Source organism: Megamonas sp. Calf98-2 (assembly GCF_900110235.1).
GTDB classification, from domain to species: domain Bacteria; phylum Bacillota; class Negativicutes; order Selenomonadales; family Selenomonadaceae; genus Megamonas; species Megamonas funiformis.
Genome location: NZ_FOCY01000023.1, coordinates 14,811 through 40,483, shown reverse-complemented (window position 1 = coordinate 40,483; position 25,673 = coordinate 14,811). Strand labels below are relative to the sequence as shown.

Annotated in this window: 22 protein-coding genes; 10 read left to right on the top strand and 12 right to left on the bottom strand. The window is 33.0% G+C overall.

What is annotated here, in order from left to right:
• Positions 1 to 102: 102 nt before the first annotated feature.
• Complete coding sequence (locus BMX03_RS08065; RefSeq protein WP_091694769.1) at positions 103 to 1,284, bottom strand: aminotransferase class V-fold PLP-dependent enzyme; 1,182 nt, start codon at positions 1,282 to 1,284, stop codon at positions 103 to 105.
• Positions 1,285 to 1,415: 131 nt separating this feature from the next.
• On the opposite strand from BMX03_RS08065, the gene yedE reads away from it, so the two are divergent.
• From yedE to BMX03_RS08050, 3 genes are read left to right on the top strand one after another with little or no spacing between them, the layout of a single operon-like run.
• Positions 1,416 to 2,501 (top strand): YedE family putative selenium transporter, encoded by a 1,086-nt coding sequence (gene yedE / locus BMX03_RS08060; RefSeq protein WP_091694766.1) that lies wholly within the window; start codon positions 1,416 to 1,418, stop codon positions 2,499 to 2,501.
• 18 nt (positions 2,502 to 2,519) lie between these two features.
• Positions 2,520 to 2,726: a sulfurtransferase TusA family protein gene (locus tag BMX03_RS08055; protein ID WP_015562503.1), complete on the top strand. Its 207-nt coding sequence runs from the start codon at positions 2,520 to 2,522 to the stop codon at positions 2,724 to 2,726.
• A 19-nt stretch (positions 2,727 to 2,745) separates the two neighbouring features.
• Complete coding sequence (locus tag BMX03_RS08050; RefSeq protein WP_015562502.1) at positions 2,746 to 2,991, top strand: putative Se/S carrier protein; 246 nt, start codon at positions 2,746 to 2,748, stop codon at positions 2,989 to 2,991.
• A gap of 47 nt (positions 2,992 to 3,038) precedes the next feature.
• Here the strand turns inward: BMX03_RS08050 and BMX03_RS08045 are convergent, their stop codons facing one another.
• The 9 genes from BMX03_RS08045 to BMX03_RS08005 all read right to left on the bottom strand — a co-directional run bounded on the left by BMX03_RS08045 (position 3,039) and on the right by BMX03_RS08005 (position 13,203).
• Positions 3,039 to 3,848: a MerR family transcriptional regulator gene (locus BMX03_RS08045; protein WP_091694764.1), complete on the bottom strand. Its 810-nt coding sequence runs from the start codon at positions 3,846 to 3,848 to the stop codon at positions 3,039 to 3,041.
• A gap of 20 nt (positions 3,849 to 3,868) precedes the next feature.
• Complete coding sequence (gene scpB, locus BMX03_RS08040; RefSeq protein WP_008538311.1) at positions 3,869 to 4,477, bottom strand: SMC-Scp complex subunit ScpB; 609 nt, start codon at positions 4,475 to 4,477, stop codon at positions 3,869 to 3,871.
• A 192-nt stretch (positions 4,478 to 4,669) separates the two neighbouring features.
• On the bottom strand, positions 4,670 to 5,938 hold the full coding sequence (locus BMX03_RS08035) for a galactokinase (RefSeq protein ID WP_008538310.1): 1,269 nt from the start codon (positions 5,936 to 5,938) through the stop codon (positions 4,670 to 4,672).
• A 229-nt stretch (positions 5,939 to 6,167) separates the two neighbouring features.
• Positions 6,168 to 8,225 (bottom strand): elongation factor G, encoded by a 2,058-nt coding sequence (gene fusA / locus BMX03_RS08030; protein ID WP_091694761.1) that lies wholly within the window; start codon positions 8,223 to 8,225, stop codon positions 6,168 to 6,170.
• A gap of 147 nt (positions 8,226 to 8,372) precedes the next feature.
• Positions 8,373 to 9,524 (bottom strand): S41 family peptidase, encoded by a 1,152-nt coding sequence (locus BMX03_RS08025; RefSeq protein ID WP_091694759.1) that lies wholly within the window; start codon positions 9,522 to 9,524, stop codon positions 8,373 to 8,375.
• Positions 9,525 to 9,544: 20 nt separating this feature from the next.
• Complete coding sequence (locus tag BMX03_RS08020) at positions 9,545 to 10,648, bottom strand: murein hydrolase activator EnvC family protein (protein WP_075554617.1); 1,104 nt, start codon at positions 10,646 to 10,648, stop codon at positions 9,545 to 9,547.
• Positions 10,649 to 10,661: 13 nt separating this feature from the next.
• On the bottom strand, positions 10,662 to 11,549 hold the full coding sequence (ftsX, locus tag BMX03_RS08015) for a permease-like cell division protein FtsX (RefSeq protein ID WP_091694755.1): 888 nt from the start codon (positions 11,547 to 11,549) through the stop codon (positions 10,662 to 10,664).
• Positions 11,539 to 12,225: a cell division ATP-binding protein FtsE gene (gene ftsE / locus BMX03_RS08010; RefSeq protein WP_075555457.1), complete on the bottom strand. Its 687-nt coding sequence runs from the start codon at positions 12,223 to 12,225 to the stop codon at positions 11,539 to 11,541. The genes ftsX and ftsE overlap by 11 nt, the downstream gene beginning before the upstream one ends.
• Before the next feature lie 105 nt (positions 12,226 to 12,330).
• Positions 12,331 to 13,203: a methionyl aminopeptidase gene (locus BMX03_RS08005; protein ID WP_091694752.1), complete on the bottom strand. Its 873-nt coding sequence runs from the start codon at positions 13,201 to 13,203 to the stop codon at positions 12,331 to 12,333.
• A gap of 235 nt (positions 13,204 to 13,438) precedes the next feature.
• On the opposite strand from BMX03_RS08005, the gene BMX03_RS11420 reads away from it, so the two are divergent.
• From BMX03_RS11420 to csaB, 7 genes are all read left to right on the top strand, one after another.
• Positions 13,439 to 13,924 (top strand): YdeI/OmpD-associated family protein, encoded by a 486-nt coding sequence (locus BMX03_RS11420; protein WP_255361451.1) that lies wholly within the window; start codon positions 13,439 to 13,441, stop codon positions 13,922 to 13,924.
• A 157-nt stretch (positions 13,925 to 14,081) separates the two neighbouring features.
• Positions 14,082 to 14,615, top strand: coding sequence for a ribosome hibernation-promoting factor, HPF/YfiA family (gene hpf, locus BMX03_RS07995; protein ID WP_008538300.1), 534 nt, complete (start codon positions 14,082 to 14,084; stop codon positions 14,613 to 14,615).
• 274 nt (positions 14,616 to 14,889) lie between these two features.
• Complete coding sequence (gene secA, locus BMX03_RS07990) at positions 14,890 to 17,400, top strand: preprotein translocase subunit SecA (protein ID WP_091694748.1); 2,511 nt, start codon at positions 14,890 to 14,892, stop codon at positions 17,398 to 17,400.
• Between the two features lie 108 nt (positions 17,401 to 17,508).
• A protein-coding gene (gene prfB, locus BMX03_RS07985) for a peptide chain release factor 2 (protein WP_177159371.1) occupies positions 17,509 to 18,616 on the top strand; the annotation gives its coding sequence in 2 pieces (ribosomal slippage) (positions 17,509 to 17,577 and positions 17,579 to 18,616; 1,107 coding nt in all).
• Positions 18,617 to 18,635: 19 nt separating this feature from the next.
• Positions 18,636 to 19,325 carry an LmeA family phospholipid-binding protein gene (locus tag BMX03_RS07980; RefSeq protein ID WP_091694747.1) on the top strand — a complete coding sequence of 230 codons (690 nt, stop codon included), beginning with the start codon at positions 18,636 to 18,638 and terminating at the stop codon, positions 19,323 to 19,325.
• 20 nt (positions 19,326 to 19,345) lie between these two features.
• Positions 19,346 to 21,400 carry a DUF5693 family protein gene (locus BMX03_RS07975; protein ID WP_091694744.1) on the top strand — a complete coding sequence of 685 codons (2,055 nt, stop codon included), beginning with the start codon at positions 19,346 to 19,348 and terminating at the stop codon, positions 21,398 to 21,400.
• Entirely contained in the window at positions 21,393 to 22,490 is a 1,098-nt protein-coding gene (csaB, locus tag BMX03_RS07970) for a polysaccharide pyruvyl transferase CsaB (RefSeq protein ID WP_022228003.1), read from the top strand. The genes BMX03_RS07975 and csaB overlap by 8 nt, the downstream gene beginning before the upstream one ends.
• Before the next feature lie 41 nt (positions 22,491 to 22,531).
• On the opposite strand, the gene dnaJ is transcribed toward csaB, so the two are convergent.
• Complete coding sequence (gene dnaJ, locus BMX03_RS07965; protein ID WP_075554610.1) at positions 22,532 to 23,689, bottom strand: molecular chaperone DnaJ; 1,158 nt, start codon at positions 23,687 to 23,689, stop codon at positions 22,532 to 22,534.
• A gap of 124 nt (positions 23,690 to 23,813) precedes the next feature.
• Positions 23,814 to 25,661, bottom strand: a complete 1,848-nt coding sequence (gene dnaK, locus BMX03_RS07960) for a molecular chaperone DnaK (protein WP_091694741.1) — start codon at positions 25,659 to 25,661, stop codon at positions 23,814 to 23,816.
• Between the last annotated feature and the right edge of the window lie 12 nt (positions 25,662 to 25,673).

Sequence of the window (25,673 nt, the reverse complement as noted above, 5' to 3'; positions counted from 1 at the left end):
CCATAAATAAATTTAGGGGCTTTACGCTCGCATTTGGTAAAACTTTGATAGTGAACAACAGCACAAAAAGATTCTAATTGTCTAAATTCCATAATTAATATCCTATATATTTTGTATATCTTTATTTAAAATGAGTTTAGTTAAGGCTTCTATAGTTAAATCTATCTCTTTTAATGTATTGAAATAACCAAAGGAGAAACGGATTGTGCCTGTAGGAAAAGTACCTAAAGTTTTATGTGCCTGTGGGGCGCAGTGAAGACCGACTCTAGTCATAATTTGAAATTTATCATCTAAATCATAAGCAATTTGTGATAATTCATGATTTAAAATTTGAATAGAAACTACACCTGTACGCATAAGAGTATCTTTTTTGCCAATAAGGCGAATATATTTTTCATCAGGGTCTAATTGTTGTATCTGTTGCAAAAAATAATTTGTCAACATATTTTCATGTTCATGGATTTTGGCGATAGTAATTTTTTTTAACCATTGTAAGCTCGCATGTAGTCCAATAATACCAGGAAGATTTAAAGTACCAGCTTCAAATATATCAGGCATAAATTGAGGTATTTCTTCTGTATGACTGATACTACCTGTACCACCACTAATTAAAGGTTCAATTTGTTTAATCATATCTTCAGATAAAATAAAACCACCTATTCCTTGTGGACCTAATAAACCTTTATGACCTGTGAAAGCTAGAGCATCAATATGCATTTTTTGCATATCAATGGGCAAAATACCAGCAGTTTGAGCGCAATCTACCATGAATTTTAAATTATGTTTGACACAAAAATCACCAATTTGCTCAATGGGTAAGATGGTTCCACATACATTACTAGCATGAGTTACAATGATAAGCTTAGTGTTTTCTTGTAGACAATCAGATAATTTTGCTAAAGAAAATGTTCCATCTATATGGCAAGGGACTTGAGTATAACTGATATTTTGTTTAGTTAATTGAGTTAAAGGACGCATAATAGCATTATGTTCCATAGAAGAAATTATTACATGATCATTTGGTTTTAAAAAGCCTTTTAATAATATATTTAAACTTTCTGTTATATTTTTAGTGAAGACTACATTTTTACTATCTGTAGCGTGAAATAAATCTTTTAATAATTCTCTTGTTTCAAAAACTATTTCTTCAACAGAATAAGCATTATTATAAGAACCTCTATTGATATTCACTGCATTATGAGCAAGAAAATTATAGACTTCTTTAGCTACTGAAGGTGGTTTGGGAAATGATGTACTAGCATTATCTAGATAAATTTTGTGCATGATAAAAACCTCATTTATTATGATTTTTGATAAATAGATGAAAAATATTAATAAATTAAATTAGACATAGCTTAAGTTTAGATGCTATGATAAACGCATTGTGCATATACATAGAAAGGGAGGCATATATTATGCAAAAGAATGAAAGTATGATGATTATACTTTCAGGGGGAATTATAGGTATTATAGCATCTTGTTTAGTTTATTTTGGTAATCCTATGAATATGGGTTTTTGTATTGCTTGTTTTTTACGTGATACAGCAGGTGGTTTAGGTTTACATTCCACAGCAACAGTTCAATACATTCGACCAGAAATTATAGGTTTGATTTTAGGTAGTTTTATAATTGCTGTGGCTAAAAATGAATTTAATGCTAAAGGTGGCAGTTCGCCCTTAACACGTTTTATATTGGCTTTTTTCGTGATGATTGGCTGTTTGATGTTTTTAGGTTGTCCTTTTAGAATGATATTGCGTTTAGCAGGTGGAGATTTAAATGCTATTTTTGGCTTAGTAGGGTTTATCGCTGGCATTATGGCAGGAGTATTTTTCTTAAATAAAGGATATAGTTTAAAAAGAACATATAAATTGCCTAAATTAGAAGGTAGTATTTTACCAATTATCGCTGTAGTTTTATTAGTATTTTTACTTACAGCACCAGTATTTATTCATTTTACGGAAAGTGCTTCTGCTCCAGGTGGCAAACATGCAGCTTTAGCTATTAGTTTAGGTGCAGGTATTGTTGTAGGTATGTTGGCTCAACGTACGCGTTTATGTATGGTTGGTGGCATAAGAGATATAATTTTATTTGGTCAATCAAGATTATTATTAGGTTTTGTTGCTATTTTAGTGAGTGCATTTATTTGTAATTTAATACTTACAAATATCACAGATGTATCATATTTTAATTTAGGTTTTGATAAACAACCAATAGCTCATACAGATGGAATTTGGAATTTCTTAGGTATGTTATTAGCTGGTTTTGGTTGTGTATTACTTAGCGGTTGTCCATTGCGTCAATTAGTCTTAGCAGGTGAAGGTAATTCTGATAGTGCTATCACTGTTTTAGGTTTAATTATCGGAGCTGCTTTTGCCCATAATTTTGGTTTGGCTTCTAGTGGCAATGGTCCAACAGTAAATGGTCAAATTGCAGTAGTTATCGGTCTAATTGTAACGATATTCATAGCATATTTTAACACATTTAGTATTAAATCAAAATAATGAGGGAGTTTTAGATTTATGGAAATTTTAGATGCAAGAGGACTTTCTTGTCCAGAACCTGTGATTATGCTTAGCAAAGCAATGATGAGCAAAGAAAATAAATATCAAATGATAGTAGATAGCCCTACAGCTAAAGAAAACGTGAGCAATTATGGTAAAAAGCAAGGCTATAATGTCAATATTACTGAACAAAATGGAGAATATACTTTGACTTTTACAAAGTAAAAGTTAAATATAAACTACAATGAAATATATAGTAACTTTTTATGCACATTTTGGTGCTATTCGCTTTAAAAAATTATGCGAACAAATGAATATAAAAGCTAAAATTATGCCTGTGCCACGAGATTTGAGCAGTAGTTGTGGGACTTGTGTCTTATGTGAAGGTGAATTGATTGATGAACAGCAAATTCATCAAGATGAAGTCGAACAAATTGTAGAACTTAAAGAAAATAAGTATCATCTTATCTACAAGGCAGAAAATAGTTAAAAGAAAGTAAAAGCTATTAATAGTAATATCTATTAATAGCTTTTTTGTTAAAGGATACGAGCTTCTATTCTCATTAAATAATAGTTGAAATCCGTTTCAGAAAGATAATTGAGCATATCTTCTTCATATAAAGCACCTATGACATTGTAATTCATATTATCTAGTTCTTCTACGAATTGAGCATAAGCTTTGATTAAATCATCATAAGAACCACGAATATATTTTATGGCATATAATCCAGCAGGTTTTATCAATAATTGTTTATTGTTTACTTTGCGATTTATTTTTGTGCAAAAATACGTAGTTTGGAAAGTTTTGTCTTGAATATGTTCAGCAGAAATGATTTCACCTAAGGAAAAAGTATAGTAAAAATTATGCTTATTACAATAATTGACATGTTGAGAAATAGCTGAAAAAACAGCTTTATCATCAGGGGTTTTAGGCCCTTGTGTTACAATAAAATACTCTTCTTCTTTATGAGTGAATGTAATTTTATCAATTTCTACATTGAAAGAATCAAGTGTGATATTCATTGTATTTTTTAATAAACTACGCAATCTTTTTAACCGTTCTATTTCTTGATGGATTTTTTTATCCTTTTCTTTTAACATGGATAAAAAAGTTTTAGCATCGCGATTATCCATATATATTTTGATTTCTTCTAAGCTAAGACCTACTTCTTTTAAAAGTGAAATCATATCAAATAAAAATGCTTGATTAGCTGAATAATATCTATAGCTATTAGGGGCTATTTTGGCAGGTTTTAATAAATTAATATCATCATAGTGAAATAATGTATCTTTTGTTGTATTGCAAAATTTAGCAAATTCGCCACTGGTGAATAATTTTTGTCCCATGATAAAATACCTTAATTGTTTTAATCAGTTTTTAAATCTTCATTAGAAAATAAATTTGCTTCTTGATAGAGTTTTTCTCGTTCTTCATAACTCATATTTGGTAATTCTGGCAAATCTTTTATATCATTTAAGCCGAAACATTGTAAAAATGTAGAAGTAGTACCATATAATATAGGTCTGCCGATGACCTTTTTACGGCCAACTTCTTGAATTAAATCTCTTTCAAGTAAACGACGTAAGATTTTATCTGTATTTACACCGCGAATTTCTTCGATTTCTTGTTTAGTAACAGGTTGTTTAAAAGCAATGATAGATAGTGTTTCCATTATAGGTTGAGATAGCTTTTTATCAACGACTTGAGTGAATTTTTCAAGATAAGGAGCTATTTTTATTTTTGTACATAATCGATAGCCACCAGCAATTTTGACTAATGCTAATCCACGATGTTTAGCTTGTAAATCTTCTTGTAGGGACATGATGAGTTCATCTAATTCATCGCTTGTAATGTTTAAAGTATTTGCTAAGCGAAAATGAGATACTGCTTCACCGGATATAAATAAAATTGCTTCTAGTGCAGCTTTTAACTCATCTTTATCTTTGGAAATTATAGGAGTTTTTTCTGTTTGCATAAATTATCCCTCTTTTTTTAGTTATTAAATATAAGAAATATATTTGAGGAAATAGTTGTATTTTATTTTATCAAAAAAGCTGTGATTTGCCTATTAAATATCAATATAATCATAAAATAAATAGCAGGCAACACAAAAATATGTTGCCTGCTATTTGGAGATTGTATATTAAGAGAATTAGAGAGAGCTAAATTAGAAAACTTTAACGCTACCTGCATCACGCATATGAATTTCATAATATTCATTTTTAAGAACATCTTTGAGGAATGCTCTAAATGCAGGAGATTCTTCTTTTGGAATAACAGAAAGAATAGAACCAGCAAAACCGCCACCATGAACACGACATACACCTTTATGATTCTGGAAGTAAATTTCATTCATAGCGAGGAAGAGTGCAATACCTTGATGTTTAGGGTCTGGTGTTGCACAGTTTTGTAAAAATCTCCAAGAAGAAAGACCAGAATCAGTAACAGCTTTTTCAAAGTTAGTGTAATCATGTTCTTTAACTTCTGCAGCTAATTTGCGAACACGTTCTGTTTCTGTAATGAAGTGGATAGCACGAAGAACTGCACGGTCGCCAGCTTTTTCACGAAGAGCTGGAAGATTTGCCATGATATCGTCCATGCTAACATCTTTTAAGTATTCTTTACCAAAGAATTGGGAGATAGCTTTCATTTCTACAGTGATAGCAGTGTATTCGCCATCAAGAGCGGAGTGATCTTCGCCTGTAGGAGTGATGAAAAAGTCATATTTATCTTGAATAACTTTACTATCTAATTTTACAACTTCAGGGTTTTCATAGTTAGCAAAGTCAATAGTAATCATACCACCAGTAGCACATGCTAATTGGTCTAAAAGTCCGGATTTTTTATCCCATTTGTTATTTTCAGCCCATTGACCAGCTTTAGCACATTCTAAAGTAGAGATTTCGTTATTGTTGTAGAGGTCATTTAAAATTGCGCAGATAAGCATTTCAAATGAAGCAGAGGAGCTAACACCAGCAGCACTTAATACTGTAGTTGTCATGAATGTAGTGAAGCCACCAATTTTTCTGCCATTTTGAACGAAACGTTCGAGAATACCTTTGATTAATTTAACAGTACGAGAGTCATCTTCTTTAACAGCTAAATCATTAACATCAATAGTGAATTCATCATATTCTAAGCTTTTTACATGAATTTTGCCGTCAGCATTAGGAGTAACAATTGCGATTGTATCCATGTCGATACTTGCAGCTACGATACGACCAAGTTGATGGTCTGTATGGTTACCAATGATTTCAATACGACCAGAAGAACTGAAGAAAGATGCATTATCAACAGGATAAACTTCAGCAAAAGCATCAGCTAATTTTTGATAACGTTTAACTTGAGTATCTACAGCTTGTTCATCAAGATTGTAAAGGCTCATAAGTTTTTCTTTAGCTTCTTGAGATTTTAAGAATTCGATAATATTAGACATTTTTATACCTCCATTTTGGTAAACGTTTTCTTTAAATAGCAAAATAAAAAAGGGAAAAAGCCCAATCCCTACACTACAGTTGTATCTTATATAATATATTATGCAGCTTTTGTGGTTGATTGTCAAGTATAATTTTTAAATTTAATTTTTTTATATATTTTCTGAAAAATGCAAGATAGACCTACAAAAAATGTAGGCTATCTCACATTTCATTTATTATTTTGAGATTTTATTTATTATTTTCAGCAATTATTTGTTCACTGATTTTAGCAGGAACTTCTTCATAATGTGAAAATTCCATAGTATAACTACCACGACCTTGAGTTGCTGAACGTAAATCAGTAGCATATTTATATAATTCAGCTAAAGGAGCTTGAGCTTCAATGATGCTGATATCGTGAGATGGGCTTTCAGTATTGATGATGCGACCACGTTTTGTATTGATACCACTGATTACATCACCCATATAATATTCTGGAATTGTGATTTTTAGAGTATAATATGGTTCTAAAAGTACAGGTTTTGCTTCAGGAATACCTTTTTTTATAGCAAGAGCTGCTGCTGTTTTGAAAGCCATTTCTGAAGAGTCAACAGTATGGTAAGAACCATCAAAGAGATTAACTTTGATATCAACCATTGGATAACCAGCTAAAATACCTGTTTGAAGTGTTTCACGAACACCTTTTTCTACAGCAGGAATGTATTGACGAGGAACAGCACCACCTACAATAGTTTCAGTGAAAGTAACTCCACTGCCTAATTCACCAGGGCTAAATTCTAACCAAACATCGCCATATTGACCATGTCCACCACTTTGTTTTTTATGTTTTCCTTCAACTTTGCTAGTGCCACGGATAGTTTCACGATAAGCGATAGCAGGCTGATAAAGTTTAGCTGTAACGCCAAATTTATTTAAGAGTTTTTCAATAGCTACATCGAGATGTAATTCACCTACACCACTGATAGTTAAATCGCCAGTTTCTGTATTTTTATAGATTGTTAAAGTAGGGTCTTCATCTACTAGACGAGTTAATGCATTGCCGATTTTATCTTCGTCAGCTTTTTTATCTGCTTTGATTGCCATAGTAAACATAGAAGCTGGATGAGTAACAGGTTCATATTTGATAGGTTCTTCTTCATTACATAAAGTATCACCTGTTTTTGTTGCTTGAAGTTTGGTGATGATTACGATATCACCAGCATGAGCAATTTTTTGAGCTTGTTGATTTTTACCACAAGCACTATAAAGACTGCTAATACGTTCAGTTTTTTCGCTAACGCTATTATATACAGAACTGTTTTCAATTAAAGTGCCAGATAAGATTTTTAAGTAACTAACTCTGCCGATGAACTGGTCAACAACTGTTTTAAATACATATCCGGAGAAAGCATCTTCTGTACGGCGTTCAATGAGTTCATTATTTTTTGGATTAATACCCATAGAAGCACGGAAGTAAGGAGTTGGCATATATTCAATGATACTGTTCATTAATTGTCTAAAGCCAATACCTTTAGTAGCACTACCGCAAAGTACAGGGAAAATTTTAGCATTTACGATACCTTCAATGAGAGCAGCTGCTACTTCTGTCTCAGTGATTTCTTCGCCTTCAAGATATTTTTCTAATAATTCATCATTGAATTCAGCGCAAGTTTCCATGAGCATATGACGAGCAGTATCTACTTCATCTTTCATATATTCAGGAATTTCATAAATTAAATCTTTATTTTTGATTAAGACTTTTGTATTCATAGTGATAAGGTCAGCTACGCCTTGGAAACTAGCTTCGCTACCAATAGGAATTTGAATAGGAACAATTCCTTTACCAAAATGAGCACGTAATTCTTCTACTACTTTATAAAAATCAGCATGTTCACGGTCCATTTTATTGATGAAAATAGCACGTGGTAGAGATAATTCTTCAGCATATTTCCATGCTCTATCTGTTTCAATTTCGATACCAGATGTAGCAGAAACTACTACGATTGCTGATTCACAAGCAGTAAGAGCAGATTTTACTTCTCCTGTAAAATCAGGATACCCTGGAGTATCTATGAAATTAATTTTGTAACCTTGCCATTCACAAGAAGCTAGACTAGAATCAATAGTCATTTTGCGTTTTACTTCTTCTGGTTCATAATCAAGTATGGAAGTGCCATCATCTGTTTTGCCTACACGATTAGTAGCACCACATTTGAAAAGGCAGTTTTCTGCTATTGATGTTTTACCAGATTTGCCATGTCCTACTAATGCTAAGTTTCTTAATTGTGTACTATTAAATTCTGTCATATTAAAATCCCTCCTGGGTGTAAAATCTTAAAAATCTATATTTAATATATTCTCTGAAAATTTTTAAAATCCTTTTATAATTTTAGAAAAAAATAAAAGACTATCACTAATATTATTTATTTTTTAGTGATAGCCTAAATAAAATATTTAATTATTATTTAATTGAGCTTTTAAAATTTCTAATGCTTTATCTAATTGTGTATCTGAAGTAGCATTTTCATCTAAATTTATTTCAATATCAGGTGTGATACCTGTGCCATCTATAGAACGTCCGCTTGGTGTATAGTACTTAGCAATAGTTAATTTTACAGCATCATCTTCAAACATAGGTAAGATTGTTTGCACAGAGCCTTTACCATAAGAAGTATTACCGATTATTGTACCTGCTTTCGTATCTTGAATAGCGCCAGAGAGTATTTCAGATGCACTAGCACTGTTTTTATTGATCAATACAGCAAGAGGATATTCAGGAGCTTCTAAAGATGAAGAATATGTTTCTTTATTTCCTTGTTTATCAACGATAGAAACAATTTCTCCTTTAGGTACAAGTTTTTTAGCAATTTCAACACAAGTTGTCAAAAGTCCGCCAGGATTGTTGCGTAAATCTAATACAAGTGCCTTCATACCTTGATTTTTTAAATCATTGTAAGCTTCATTAAATTCATTGGCAGTGTCTTCAGAGAAAGATACTATTTGTATATAACCGATATTGTTATCTAACATTTTATGACCGACAGTTTTTAATTTTATATTGTCACGTGTAATTGTTATATCTTGATTTGTATTATCGCGCATAATGGTTAAAACTACATCGGTACCAGCTTGTCCACGAACATGGGCAGCTACTTCATCAAATGCCATTTGAGTTACTGGTACCCCATCAACGGCTAAAATTTCATCACCTTCTTGAAGACCTGCTTTTTGCCCTGGAGAATTTTCCATGATGTCGACTATATGAATTTTTTGTTCATTATCCATACCCATGACAACACCGATACCAGCAAAAGAGCCTTCTGTTTGTTCCATTAAGGTTTTATACATTTTAGGTGATAGGTAATTGGAATGAGGGTCATTTAAGGATTTTACCATGCCATCAATCGCACCATCAATTAGTTTTACATCATCAGTATCATTGACATATTTTGTTTCAATGAAGCGATAAGCTGTAATAAAACGCATTAGATTGCTAAATCCTTGCTCATTAAAACCGAGAGCATAATAAATTAAACCTAAGGTAGAAATTGAGGAGATAATTGCTATGAGTAATACTGCAATTATAGTTTTTAAAATTTTATTCATAAAATATCACCACTTAGTATTTATAAATAGTCATATGGGTTAGTAGGTTCACCATTGACACGAACTTCAAAATGACAATGAGGGCCTGTGGAATTTCCTGTAGAGCCGCAATGAGCTATAACATCGCCTTGAGAGATATTTTGACCGACACTTACAGTGAGTGATTGATTATGACCATAAAGTGTAGAAACGCCATTTCCATGGTCAATAATAACAGTATTGCCATAACCGCTAATCCAGCCTGAATATGTTACAGTACCAGAGTCAGCAGCATAGATATTCATGCCATAATCACCACCGATATCAATACCGCTATGATAGCGAGCATTGCCATAAATAGGGTGGGTTCGCCAGCCATATTCAGAAGTGATAGGGCCACCTAAAGGCCAAATCATTTGCCCTGTGCCGACATATGCCGAAGCACCTCGTCTTTGTATCATTAAAGCAATTTGTTCAGATGCATTCATGAGTTCTTTATATGCTTTTTCTGATGTTTCTTTGTCATATTTTATTCTATCTATCATTTTATCAAGAGCGGATTTTTTATCATCAAGAGCAAATTTTTTAGTTTTAGTTTCGTCATATAATTTTTCTGTAGCAGTTTTTTCTTTTTCTAATTCTGCTTTAGTTTGTATAATGCTATTGCGTTCTTGATGAATTTTAGTGATTAAATCATAATCATAGCGTAAAATTCTTTTGATTAAATCCATTCTAGTCAAAAAATCTGAAAAATCTTTTGCACCAAATAAAATATCTAGATAAGAAATTTGTCCATGTATATAGATATCACGTACACGTTTTTGCAAATATTTCTGGTTCTTTTTCAATGATTGTTCAGTATCTGCTAATTGTTTTTCCTTTTGGGCAATCTGTTCATTAGCATTGTCTAATTTAACTTTTATTTCATTATAAGCTGTATTTGCTTCATCTAATTCTGCTTGTAAGATACGCATTTTTTCAGAAACCTCGTTTAATTTATCAGTGGCTTCTTGTATTTTATTTTTTTCTTCTTGGGCTTGTTGTTCAATGCGTTCTTGTTTTTCAGAAAGGCTTTCGGCAAAAACAAGAGGTGTATTTGTCATAAAAAAGCATAATAATAAAGATAAAATAAGAAATTTTTTCATTAAAATATGCTCCTTAAACTTTTAGAAATCTTTTTAAAGAAATGGTACTTCCCAAAGCACCAATGATAATTCCTGCAACTAAGATAGCAAGGCTGATATAATTAATGAATGGGTGTTGCGGAATGAGTGGGAAAAATGCCATAGCTTCATAGATTTCTTGAGTAACTTGATTGTAGACTATATAAAGAAAAATAGTAGCTAAACCCCCACCGATAAAGCCAAGACAAATGCCTTCAAGAAGGAAAGGCCAGCGAATAAACCAATCAGTTGCACCAACATATTTCATGATGGCTATTTCTTTTCTGCGAGCAAATACAGTGAGGCGTATTGTATTTGAAATGATAAAAATAGCAGCACCAGTCAATAGGATTATTAAAGCTACACCAATTAAGCGAATTAAGTGAGTCAGATTGAATAAATGATTGATGATATCTTGACTATAGGAAGCAGATTCTACGCTATCGAGAGCAACAACAGTATCAGCTATAGTTTTTACTTGCTGAGGAGAAGTAACAGTCAAAGAAAAAGAATCAGGTAGAGGATTTGTATCATCTAAAGCATCTAATAAAAATTGTTGGTCGCCTAGACGTTTTTTGAAATTTTCCATAGCTTCTTCACGAGTAGTGAATTTAATATCTTGTAATCCTTCTATTTTACTCAAGGTTTCTTTAGTTTCATCGATTTCTTCTTGGGATAAATCATCTTTCAAATATACGCTTATTTGTACTTGTGATTCTAATGTGTCTGCCATTTTATTTAAATTTAAAATGACGATAGAGAAAAAACCTAAGATAAATAAAGAAAGAACTACAGTAAAAATAGAAGCTAAAGTCATCCAAATGTTGCGTTTAAAAGAGGTATAGACTTCTTTGATAAAATATTCACTTGTACTAAGCTTCATCACTATAACCTCCTTGAGCAACATCTCGAATAATTTGACCGTTTTCAATAGTTAATACGCGTCGTTGCATAGTGTCTACAATTTCTTTATTATGAGTAGCCATGACGATTGTAGTACCAGCTTTATTGATGCGATAAAATATTTCCATGATGCCCCATGTAGTTTCTGGGTCAAGATTTCCTGTTGGCTCGTCAGCAATGACGATAGCAGGTTGATTGACGATAGCTCTAGCTATAGCTACACGTTGCTGTTCACCACCGGATAATTGATGAGGAAAACAATTATATTTATCTTTCAAACCTACGACATCTAAAACACTATTTACGCTATGCTGTATTAGACGGCGAGGCGCTTCGATAACTCGCATAGCAAAGGCAATATTTTCATAAACCGTTTTATCTGGTAAAAGGCGATAATCCTGGAAAACAATACCTAGACTACGACGTAAATAAGGAATATCTTGTCGTTTCATTTTAGTGATATTATATCCATTTATGATAACTGTTCCAGAAGTAGGTAAGGTTTCATGTAAAAGCATGCGCATAAAGGTGGATTTACCAGCTCCACTTGGACCTACGATAAAAACAAATTCCCCTTTATGAATTTTTACATTTATATCATTTAGAGCTAGAGCATTATTTTCATATTTTTTAAATACTTTTTCCATACTAATAATTGGTTTATTAGTCATTACAAAACCCCTTTAATAAAATTTAAGCAATATTACAAAATGCTTCCTGTATTTGTAGCAGGAAGCATTTTTAGTTTAATAATTTGAGTATTAATCAGCAAGTATTTCTGTACCAGTTTCAGTGATTAATACAGTTTTTTCCCATTGTGCAGATAAAGAGCCATCTTTTGTATAGATTGTCCATTCATCTACTGGGTCTAAGACTACATGACGAGCACCCATATTAATCATTGGTTCAACAGTTAAAACCATACCAGGAACGAGAAGCATACCTGTATTTTTTTTACCAAAATGAGCTACGAATGGTTCTTCATGGAACTTTTTACCAACACCATGACCACCTAAATCTTCAACTACAGAATAGCCGTGTTTATGTGCATGATGTTCAACGACAGCTCCGATATCACCAACAAAGCTCCATGGTTTAATAGCTTTAATACCGATTTCCATACATTCTTTAGTAACTTCTACTAATTTTCTTGCTTTATCAGAAACATTACCTATCATAAACATACGAGAAGCATCAGCATAATATCCATCAAGAATAGTAGTTACATCTACATTTACAATATCGCCATCTTTTAAAACGATGTCGCGACTAGGAATACCATGACAAACTACATTATTAATAGATACGCAGATACTTTTTGGATAGCCTTCATAATTTAAGCAAGCAGGAATACCGCCATGTTCAACAATATAATTATGTGCTAATAAATTGATAGTTTCTGTATCCATGCCAGCACAAATTTTAGAAGCTATTAAATCAAGAGCACCATTATTTATAATGCCACTTTTGCGAATACCTTCAATATCTTTTTCATTTTTTATAATATTGCGAGGTGGTCTTTTTTGACCTTTGAATGCCTTTAGTTTAATGGAATTTAAGTGTTCGTCAAATTGTTTATGGCAGTCTTTATATGCTTTATTACTGCCACACCAACATAAATCAGTATCTAACATATTTTTATCTCTCCTATTCTATAGCATATTATAAAGCTTTTTAGTTAATTTGAACAGAATAAAATTAGGTATAAATTATTATCTAGTGATGTATAATAAAATTTATCGAAAATAATCAAAATGGAGTATTTATAAGATAAAAGAAGTAAAACCTATAAATATATTAAAGGCTAAAAATAAAGAAGAATTAAGACTATGGCTAGAAAATAATTATGAAACACAAAAAGAATGTTGGGTGATAGTAAAACGAGGTAAGCCACAAAATGATGATACATTTTGGTATATAGATGCTGTGGAGGAAGCTTTGTGCTTTGGTTGGATAGATAGTACGGTAAAAAAACTTGATAATGGAATAACAATACAAAGATTATCTCCACGAAAAAAAGGCTCTATCTGGTCGGAATTGAATAAAGAACGTTGTCGAAGAATGGAAAAGTTAGGAAAAATGACACAAGCAGGTAAAAAAGTATTACCAGATATATCGGAAAAGGGATTTAATATTGATATAGATATATTAGAAGCATTGAAAAAAGATGAGATAGTTTGGGCAAATTTCCATAAGTTTCCATCATTATATCAACGTGTACGCATAGATACTATTCAAATAAAAAAGAAAAATCCTCAATTATTTCAAAAAAGATTAGAAAAATTAATTGAAAATACAAAGAAAGGTATTATGTATGGAGAATGGAATGATAATGGAAGATTATTAAATTATTAGGAGAAAATATTGAGATATATAGATAATTAATTAGTATAAATCAATAATACATAAAATTTGTAAAAATTTTTTAAAATTTTTATAAAAAATAGAAGGAATAGAAATAGTAGTTGTAGAATATATATAATCAAAGATACAGAAAAGGGGATGAATGCATATGGCAACATTCACTATTAGAGGCAAAAACATTGAAGTCACTCCAGCACTTCGCGATTATGTAGAAAAGAAAGTAGGAAAAGTAACAAAATACTTCGATAATGTTGGAGAAATTACCGTCCTTCTTACAGTATCAAAAGACCGTCATATTGTAGAAGTTACTGTACCTGTTCAGGGAATTTTATTACGTGGACAGGAAGCAACAATGGATATGTATACATCTATTGATTTAGTTATCGAAAAAATTGAACGTCAGATTCGTAAATATAAAACTAAATTGGAAAAACGTTTCCGTGAAGGTAGTATCAGAACTGAAATGATGACTCCACCTGCAAAACCTGTTGAAGAAGATGAAGCAGTTGTTATTAAAACAAAACGTTTTGTGGTAAAACCTATGGATGTTCAAGAAGCTATTATGCAGATGAATTTATTAAACCATGATTTCTTCGTATATCGTGATGATAAAACTGAAGATGTTAACGTTGTTTACAAACGTAAAGATGGTAAATATGGTTTAATTGAGTCTGGTGTATAATATATTTTAGGTAGACAATAATACATTGAGATAAAATCGGGCTAAGTTAATTAGCTCGATTTTTTTATATAAATAAGTAAATAAAATAATGACTATCTTTGACTTATTAAGCATTGTTTGATAAAATTTGATGTAGTTTTATTTGTATATAATTTTTACATCTATAATATTTTAGTTTGTAGATAGTAAATTATCTTAGATTTTTTAGGATAAATAGATTTAGATGTTTTAGTTATACTACATTAAAATATGATTTTGTTAGGGGTTGAGATTTTTGTTCGGCTTTATTAAAAGATTTTTAGGCGATAATAATGAAAGTGAAATTCGCCGTATGCGCGGTATTGTAGAAAAAATAAACGCTTTAGAACCGCAAATGAAACAGCTGAGCGATGGCTCATTATATGGAAAAACAAGTGATTTTAAAGACCGTATAGCAAATGGTGAATCTTTAGATAGTATTTTGCCAGAAGCTTTCGCAACTGTTCGTGAAGCTTCTAGACGTGTGCTTGGTATGCGTCATTTTGATGTACAGATGATTGGTGGTATTTGCCTACATGAAGGTAAAATCGCTGAAATGCGTACAGGTGAAGGTAAAACATTAGTAGCTACATTAGCTGTATATTTAAATGCATTAACTGGTAAAGGCGTGCATATGATTACAGTTAATGATTACTTGGCAAAACGTGATAGCGAATGGATGGGTAGATTATATCGTTCTTTAGGATTAACAGTTGGTTTAATCACTCATGATATGGATTTCCCTTCTCGTAAATTTGCTTATAATTGCGATATTACTTTCGGTACAAATAATGAATTTGGTTTTGACTATTTAAGAGATAATATGGTTGTATCTAAAGAACAGATGGTACAACGTGAATTAAATTATGCTATCATCGATGAAGTAGATAGTATTTTAATTGATGAAGCTAGAACACCACTTATTATTTCTGGTCCTGGTGCAAAATCTACTGATATGTATGCTATCATGGCAAAAGCTGTAGCAAATTTAAAAGAAGGAGAAGATTATGTTTTAAATGAAAAAGAAAAGACAGTTTCTCCTAATGATTCTGCTGTAGCAAAAGTAGAAAAAGCATTAAATATTAAAAACTTATATGATAGTGCTAATATAGAAATGTCTCACTGCTTTACACAAGCACTTCGTGCTAAAGCAATGATGAAACGCGACCGCGATTATGTTGTTCGTGATGGTGAAATCGTCATTGTCGATGAATTTACAGGTCGTTTGATGTTTGGTAGACGTTATTCTGAAGGTTTACATCAAGCTATTGAAGCTAAAGAAGGTGTAAAAATTCAGCGTGAATCTCAAACTTTAGCAACAATTACTTTCCAGAATTATTTCCGTATGTATGAAAAATTGGCTGGTATGACAGGTACAGCAAAAACAGAGGAAAATGAATTCTTAAAGATTTATAAATTACCAGTAATTGTAGTGCCTACAAATAAACCTATTAAACGTATTGATTATCCTGATGTTATTTATAAAACTAAAAAAGCTAAAATGAAAGCAGTAATCAATACAATAAAAGAATGTCATGCTAAAGGTCAGCCAGTCTTAGTAGGTACAACTTCTATCGTTCAATCTGAAGAAGTAAGTGCAATGTTAAAACGTCAAGGTATAGACCATAAAGTATTGAATGCTAAATATCATGAAATGGAAGCTGAAATCATCAAAGACGCAGGTCAAAAAGGTGCTGTAACTATTGCCACTAATATGGCTGGTCGTGGTACAGATATCAGCTTAGGTGAAGGCGTAGCAGAAGTTGGCGGTCTTTATGTAATTGGTACAGAACGTCATGAATCTCGTCGTATTGATAATCAGTTACGTGGTCGTGCTGGTCGTCAAGGTGACCCAGGTGCATCACGTTTCTTCTTATCCTTAGAAGATGATTTAATGCGTCTATTTGGTTCTGACAATATCGCCAATATCATGGAAAAACTTGGCATGGGTGAAGATGATCCTATTGAACATAAATTAGTTACTCGTTCCATTGAACAGGCACAGAAAAAAGTTGAAGCACGTAACTTCGATATTCGTAAACATGTCATTGAATATGATGATGTCATGAATCAACAGCGTGAAGTTATCTATGACCAACGTCGTAAGATTTTACTTGGTGAAAATCTCTATGAAAATATCATTGAAATGGTTAAACGTATAATTGACAGTCAGATGGATAGATATGCTAATGAAAAATTTTATCCAGAAGAATGGACATTAGAAGGTTTAATCCAAGAAGCAGAAGATATTTATGCACCAAAAGGAACTCTAGTAAAAGAACAATTAGAAGCGATGAGTCGTGATGAATTAAAAGAAACTTTATATAAAGTGGCTAAAGATAATTATGATAATCGTGAAAAATTATTCGGTAGTGAAGTAATGCGTGATTTAGAACGCATCATTATGCTTAAAGTTGTAGATAATAAATGGATGGAACATTTAGATCATATGGATATGCTTCGTGAAGGTATTAGCTTGCGTGCTTATGGTCAAAGAAATCCATTAGTTGAATATAAAATTGAAGGTCATGATATGTTCCAAGCAATGATCGATAATATTCAAGAAGATATTGCAAAATTGATGTATCGTGTAAATGTTGTTCGTGAACAACCACAGCCAGAAGACCGTTTGAAAAATGCAACTGTAAATCATGGTGAAAGTATTTCTAAATCTCCACAGGCAAAAAGCAATAATATAGGTAGAAATGACCTTTGTCCTTGTGGTAGCGGTAAAAAATATAAAAACTGTTGTGGCAAAAATAAATAATTAATATATAATGATAAGGAAAAGCTCTATTTTTATTTAATTTAATAGAGCTTTTGCCTATAAATAATTTTATTTATTTTAGTTAAAAATAAAAAAGGAAGTGAAATGATGCTAGAAGATTTACACACTACGATTGTAGCGATAGAAAAAAAGCTCACTGAAATGGGGGATTCACTTTGACATCGCTCGCAAAGAAGAAAAAATTGCTGAGCTAGAATATAAAATGGGTGAACCTACTTTTTGGGACGATCCAGACCAAGCCCAAAAAATCACTCAAGAATTAAATGGTGTCAAAGCTGGTGTAGACAAATATAAAAACATTCTCCATAAATTTGAAGAAATGCAGATTTTATGGGAAATGGGCATGGAAGATAAAGATGAAACTGTTTGCGATGATGTAGAAGCAGAGATTAAAGAAATCAATGAAGCTATAGAACAGTTGGAATTAGAATTATTATTATCAGGAAAATATGATGCTAATAATGCAATTTTGACTCTACATGCAGGTGCTGGCGGAACAGAAGCGCAAGATTGGACACAGATGTTATTACGCATGTATGGACGTTGGGCAGAACGCAATGGCTTTAGCGTAGAAACAGCAGATTTATTACCAGGTGATGAAGCTGGGGTAAAATCTGTTACTTTATTGATTAAAGGTCATAATGCTTATGGCTATTTAAAATCAGAAAAAGGCGTTCATCGTTTAGTTAGAATTTCTCCATTTGATGCTAACTCTCGTAGACATACATCTTTCTCTGCTTGTGATGTTATGCCAGAAATTGATGATGATGTAGAAGTGGATATCAATATGGCTGATGTACGTGTAGATACCTATCGTGCAAGTGGTGCAGGTGGACAGCATATCAATAAAACTGACTCTGCTGTACGTATGACACATATTCCAACAGGTGTTGTAGCACAATGTCAAAGTGAACGTTCTCAGTTACAAAACCGTGAACAATGTTTGCGTTTACTTCGTGCTAGACTTTTTGAACTTGAAATGGAGAAGAAAGAAAAAGAACTTGCAGCACTTGAAGGTGACCAGCAAAAAATTGAATGGGGTAGTCAGATTCGCTCTTATGTGTTCCACCCATATAACTTAGTAAAAGACCATAGAACAAATACAGAAACAAGTGATACACAAGGCGTAATGGACGGAGATATCAATAAATTTATTGAATCTTATCTACATGCAAAAGCTAATCATATAATTTAAAATACGAGGTATCTTGAATTTGCGAAAATTATTAATTGGTTTAATCCTTGTAGTTGTAATAGCATTGGCAGGTGCAACTTATATATTACCAACATATATAAGTAATCAAATATCTGGACGTATAGAAAGAAGTTTGCAAACTGATTCTGTTAATGCCAATATAGAAACATCACCTAGCTTTATGATGCTATTTGGTCAAGTAGATAATATAGATATTGAAGCTACAAATATAAAATTAGATAAAGTAAATTTAAATGAGTTATCTTTAAAGGGCGAAAATATAGAGATTAGCGTACAAGATTTATTATTAGCTCGTAGATTGGTGATAAACTCAGCTGATAATTTAACAATAACAGGTCTAATCGATGAAAATAATTTAGCCCAATTATTAGCAAAAGAAGTAGATAAAATTTCTGATATAGCAGTAAAAATTACACCTGATAATGTTGAAGCTACAGGAAAAATTTCTTTCTTAGGGCAAGAAGCAACTATCAATGTAAAAGGTATTATTGTAGTGGAAGGAAAAAATTTACTTTTCCGCATTACAGATGCTAATACAGAAAACAGATTGTTTGGTAAAATTGGTATAAGTTTCACCAAAGATATATTCTTAGTTTCAACAGATAAATTACCATTAGAAGGTGCAAAATTTACTAGAGTAGAACAGCAAAATGGTCAAGTACTTATTGAGGCAGGCATCAATAAGTAATAAGTAAGGTGGAATAGAGATTGACAAAGTTTAAATATAATCGTTTGTTGATTGTTTGTATAATAATTGGCCTAATAGCTGCTATTGGTGTAAATATTCAACGTAATAGTGTAGAAAAAGCAAATATGACAGTGGATTTAGCCATTGATTATGAAGATATGGTTAAATTAGCTCAGTTAGAAGGAATACCAGTAGAGGAAGTATTATCTCAAGCAAAACAGGCAGGCATTTCTTCACTTGCTGTATATGAAACTACATTTGAAAAATTGAATAAAAATGGCAAAGCTATGGCTATTGCAGGTAGTTCTGTACTAGAAAATTATTATAGTGGAACTTTAAGTGATCCTGCATGGCGTACTTTAGTTCAGCAAGGTACTATAAAAGCTGACGAAGTATATGTTGTAGGACATGATAAGCAAACATATACAGAAGTAAAAGAAGATTTATTTAGACGCTTAGGCAAAGAGAGAGTAAATGTTCTAGATTTAGGAAATCAAGAAATATTAGCAGTAAAAGCTAATTATACAGAGTTATTAAAAATGAATTTAGGAATGCCAACTGATGAAATGAAGGCTGTTAATGATGCAGGTTTTTATGTGTTGGCTAGACCTAGTAACTATAAGAATGTAACAGATGATGATATCAATGCAGTTTTTGACCGTTTAAAGGATTTCAAAATATCAGAAATAGTATTTTCTGGTTCTGAAACATTAGGTGGTTTGCATAATACTGAACGTACTATTGAGTTGATGAAAGAAAGAGATATCACTCTTGGTATGATTGAACATGTTACACAATTGCAATTTTATCCACAAGATGGTTTATATGATATTGCTAGAGGTTTAGACTATAAAGTCGCTAGATTATATACTATACCAAAAGATGAACAGCCAAAATTGAAAATGGATGTAGCTGTTGAGCGTTGGGCAAACACTGATGAAGAACGTAATATACGTATAGATTTAATGCGTATTTATGAAAAACCTGAAGGTGATATGTCCTTATTAGCTACAAATATGAAATATATTTCAGATACAAAAGCAAAACTTGAATCTAAAGGTTTCACTATTGGGTCTGCTAGTCATTTTGAGCCATTTTTTGGCAATACAATTTTACAAGTTATAATGCTTTTAGGTATTTGTAGTGCTTGTGTATTGTATATTTCTTTGGTTTATCCAAGCTTATCAAATAAAAAACAGTATATTTTATTAGCAATCTGCTTTGTAATAACAGCTGTTCCAGTATTGATAGGAAAGGGCTCTACAATTCGTATAATGGCTGCTTTAGCTGCGGCAAATGTTTTCCCTGCTATTGGTATGATAAGTCAATTAGATGTAATTCGTAGAAATCATCTAATTGGTAAATTAAAATTTGGTCCATTATTATTAAAAGCAGTGAAAGCTATTGTCTGTGCAAGTGTTGTTTCTATGATGGGGGCAATGTTCTTATCTGGTATTTTATCTGATGTAGAATTCTTCTTGGAAATGAGTATTTTCCGTGGTATCAAGTTAACATTTGTATTGCCAATTATTTTAGTGGCTATAGCCTTTATGCAACGTTTTGATATATTCGGTGATAATTTATTAACACCACCAGCTTTTAAAGAACAGGCTAAACGTATATTGAATATGACTGTATCTGTAAAAGCTTTAGTAGGATTTTTGATAGCTATGATTGTAGCTGTTATCTTTATCGGTCGTTCCGGTCATACAGCTGGCGTTCCTGTTCCTGGCATAGAATTGAAAATAAGAGCTTTCTTAGAACAAGCGTTTTATGCAAGACCTCGTTCAAAAGAAATTTTTATTGGTCATCCAGCGCTTATAATAATGATCATGGCATGGTATCGTAAGTGGCCAGCAGCTATCTTCTTTATTTTATCTATAGTAGCGACTATTGGACAAGGTTCTATGGTAGAAACTTTTGCACATATGCGTACGCCGGTATTTATGTCATTAATGAGAGGCTTTGATGGTGCTTTATGGGGTGCTGTCATAGGCTGTGTTGTCATGGGTGCATTGTATTTATGGCAATATATTGCATCTTCATCAGATAGGAGTAAGTCTTTGAATGAATAATATTGTAATTTCTGGGTATTATGGTTCTAAAAATGCAGGCGATGAAGCTATGCTATCTGCAATGTTAGAAGTATTCTCAGAGCTTAATCCAAAACTTCATATTACAGTTATTTCATCAGACCCAGAATATACAAGAAAACGCCATAGTGTTGATGCAGTTAATTGGTTAAATGTAGTAGATATTTTGAAAGTGTTGAAAAAGGCGGATTTACTTATAAGTGGTGGCGGTAGCTTATTACAAAATGTAACTAGCGGTCGAAGCTTATATTATTATATGGGTGTATTATTTTTAGCTAAATTAGTTCATACACCAATAATGTTATATGCTCAAGGTATTGGCCCTATTTATGGTAAATTCGCAAGACGCTTGATGAGATGGTTTGGTAATCATAGTGCTTTGATTACAGTTCGCGATAAAGATTCATTAAAAGAATTGGATATGCTTAAGATTGTAAAACCACCGATAAAAGCTACAGCAGATCCAGTGTTAGCAATAAATGCAGTAGATAAAAAAAGTGGGCGAGAGATTTTTAAGAAATCACATATTTCACTCACTAAGCCGATAATTGGTATATCTGTGCGTGAATGGCGTGAATGGCAACATTATAAAGACGTCTTAGCAGAAGTGGCTGATGAAGCAGTAACGAAATTAAATGCTCAGATTGTTTTTATGCCAATGCAATATCCAGAAGATGTAAAGGCTGCTAAAAAAATTGTAGTTAAAATGAAACAGCCGGCATGTATCTTGAAAGAAGATTTTACAACAAGGGAATTAATGTCATTAGTAGGAAACATGGATTTAATGATTGGCATTCGCCTTCATGCATTGATTTTTGCAGGTGTGATGGGCACGCCAATGATAGGTATATCATATGATCCTAAAATTGATAGATTTTTAAAATCCATTGATGAAGATGTTGTAGGCGATTTAGAGAATGTAACAGTGGAAGCTTTGATGCAAGAAATTAATGCTAAATGGAATAATAAAGAAATATATCGCAATCAGAATTTGAAGCGAATGGCTAAATTGCGTAGTTTAGCAAGGTCAAATGCGGAAATGGCTTTAGAATTTATAGATAAAAATAAATAATAAAAAATGACTCCTAGTTATAATTACTAGGAGTCATTTTTTTATTTAAAGAGATTTTTTAAAGTCTTAAAGAAGCTTTCTTGTTCTGGATTTGCTTTATCATTTTTAATACCAGCAAATTCACGAAGAAGTTCTTTTTGTCTGTCAGTAAGTTTTTGTGGAGTTAAAACTTTAATGCGAACATGTTGATCGCCACGACCAGCACCGCGAAGGAATGGAATACCTTTTCCTTTTAAGCGCATTATTGTACCAGACTGAATACCAGCTGGTATTTTCATTTCTACTTTACCATCAAGAGTTGGTACTTCTATAGTATCGCCTAAGGAAGCTTGTACAAAAGTGATAGGAACTTCGCAGATGATTTCAGTGCCTTCACGTTTAAAGAATTTATGATCTTTTACTGTGATATATACGTATAAATCACCAGTAGAGCCGCCACGAACACCTGCTTCACCTTCGCCAGCTACACGGATACGGTTTCCAGTATCTACACCAGCAGGGATTTTAACTTCAACTTTAGAGCGAACAGATTTAACACCTTTACCATTACAATCTTTACATGGTGTTTTAACGATTTCACCTGTACCACTGCAACGGGAACAAGTACGCTGATTTACCATGCGACCAAATGGTGTATTTTGAGTGAATTGTACTTGACCTGTACCATGGCAATCAGGGCAAGTTTCAGGATGGGTACCAGCAGCAGCACCTGTACCATTACAACTAGAACATTTTTCTGTACGAGGAATATGGAGTTCTACTGTTTTACCAAATGCAGCTTCTTCAAAGGAAATAGATAAATTATAGCGTAAATCAGAACCACGTTCTGGGCCACGACGGCGAGCAGAACCGCCAGCACCACCACCGCCAAAGAACATGTCAAAGATATCGCCAAAACCTTCTCCACCAAAGCCACCTTGACCAAAACCGCCGAAACCGCCAAAGCCACCGCCAGCTCCACCAGTACCATCAAAAGCTGCATGACCAAATTGGTCATATTGAGCTTTTTTCTGTGGATTGGATAAAACTTCATAAGCTTCATTTACTTCTTTGAATTTTTCTTCGGCTTCTTTTGGATTATCACGATTGAGGTCAGGGTGATATTTTCGAGCCATTTTTTTGTAGGCTTTTTTTATTTCTGCTTCTGTAGCATTTTTACTTACGCCTAAGACTTCATAATAATCGCGTTTTGTACTCACTTTGCACCACCTAAACCTAAATAAAGATTTTATGCTTAATTGACATAACTCCAGCTAAGGATTAACTGGAGTTATGTGCATCGAATTTCTTATATTAATATTTCTTATATTAATTAAACTTAAATTATTTATCAGTTACATCTTTAAAATCAGCGTCAACAACATTGTCATCATCTTTTGTCTGAGTCTGTTGCTGTGCATTAGCACCTGCTCCGCCAGCTTGTTGTTGAGCTTGCTGAGCCTGCTGATATGCAGCTGCGCTTAATTCATAAAGAGGTTTTTGTAATTCTTCCATAGCTTTTTTGATTGCTTCAATATCTGTACCTTTGAGAGCATTTTTAGCGCCTTCAATGCCATCTTTTACTTTAGCTACAGTATTAGCATCAGCTTTATCGCCTAAATCTTTGATTACTTTTTCAGCTTGGAATACTAAAGAATCAGCATTATTTCTAGTTTCTACTTCTTCTTTACGTTTTTTATCTTCAGCTTCATGAGCTTGAGCTTCTTTGACCATGCGGTCGATATCTTCTTTGCTCATACCGCTATCAGATTGAATAGTGATATTTTGTTCTTTACCAGTACCGAGGTCTTTTGCAGATACATGAACGATACCGTTAGCATCGATATCGAATTTAACTTCGATCTGAGGAACTCCTCTTGGAGCTGGTGGAATGTCTGTTAAATCGAAACGACCGAGAGTTTTATTGTCTGCTGCCATTTCACGTTCACCTTGAAGAACATGAATGCTAACTGCAGGCTGATTATCAGCAGCTGTAGAGAATACTTGGCTTTTAGAAGTAGGAATAGTAGTATTTCTTTCAATGATTTTTGTGCAAATACCACCTAATGTTTCAATACCTAAGGAAAGTGGAGTTACATCAAGAAGTAATACGTCTTTAACTTCACCAGCTAAGATACCAGCTTGAATAGCTGCACCTACTGCAACGCATTCATCAGGGTTTACACCATGATTTGGTTCTTTACCAAGATATTTTCTAATAGCTTCTTGAACAGCAGGGATACGGCTAGAACCACCAACTAAGATGATTTTATCGATTTCGGAAACGGATAAACCAGCATCAGCCATAGCTTTACGAGTTGGTTCGATTGTAGCTTCAACAAGATCTGCTGTTAATTCATCAAATTTTGCACGAGTAAGAGTTAAATCTAAGTGTTTTGGACCTGTTGCATCAGCAGTGATGAATGGTAAGTTGATATTTGTAGAAGTCATGCTGGAAAGTTCGATTTTTGCTTTTTCAGCAGCTTCGATAAGACGTTGAGCACTCATTTTATCTTGAGATAAGTCAATGCCGTTGGATTTTTTGAATTCTTCTACCATCCAATTCATTACTGCATGGTCAAAGTCATCGCCACCTAAATGAGTATTACCATTAGTGGATTTTACTTCAAATACGCCATCACCAAGTTCGAGGATAGATACATCAAATGTACCGCCACCTAAGTCGAATACTAAGATTGTACCATCTTCACCTTTATCAAGACCATAAGCAAGAGCAGCAGCAGTTGGTTCGTTTACGATACGAAGAACATCAAGACCTGCGATTTTACCAGCATCTTTAGTTGCTTGACGTTGGCTATCGTTGAAGTAAGCAGGAACAGTGATAACTGCTTGAGTTACTTTTTCGCCAAGATATTTTTCTGCATCAGCTTTTAATTTTTGAAGAATCATAGCAGAAATTTCTGGTGGAGTATAAGATTTACCATCAATATTTACTTTATAATTAACTTCGCCCATATGACGTTTGATTGAAGCGATTGTTCTATCTGGATTGGAAACGGCTTGACGTTTTGCAAGTTGACCTACAAGACGTTCACCATCTTTTGTGAAACCTACAACTGAAGGAGTAAGTCTGCTACCTTCTGGGTTTGTAATAACTGTAGGTTCGCCACCTTCCATAACAGCGACTACAGAGTTAGTAGTACCTAAGTCAATACCAATTACTTTGGACATTATAAATTCCTC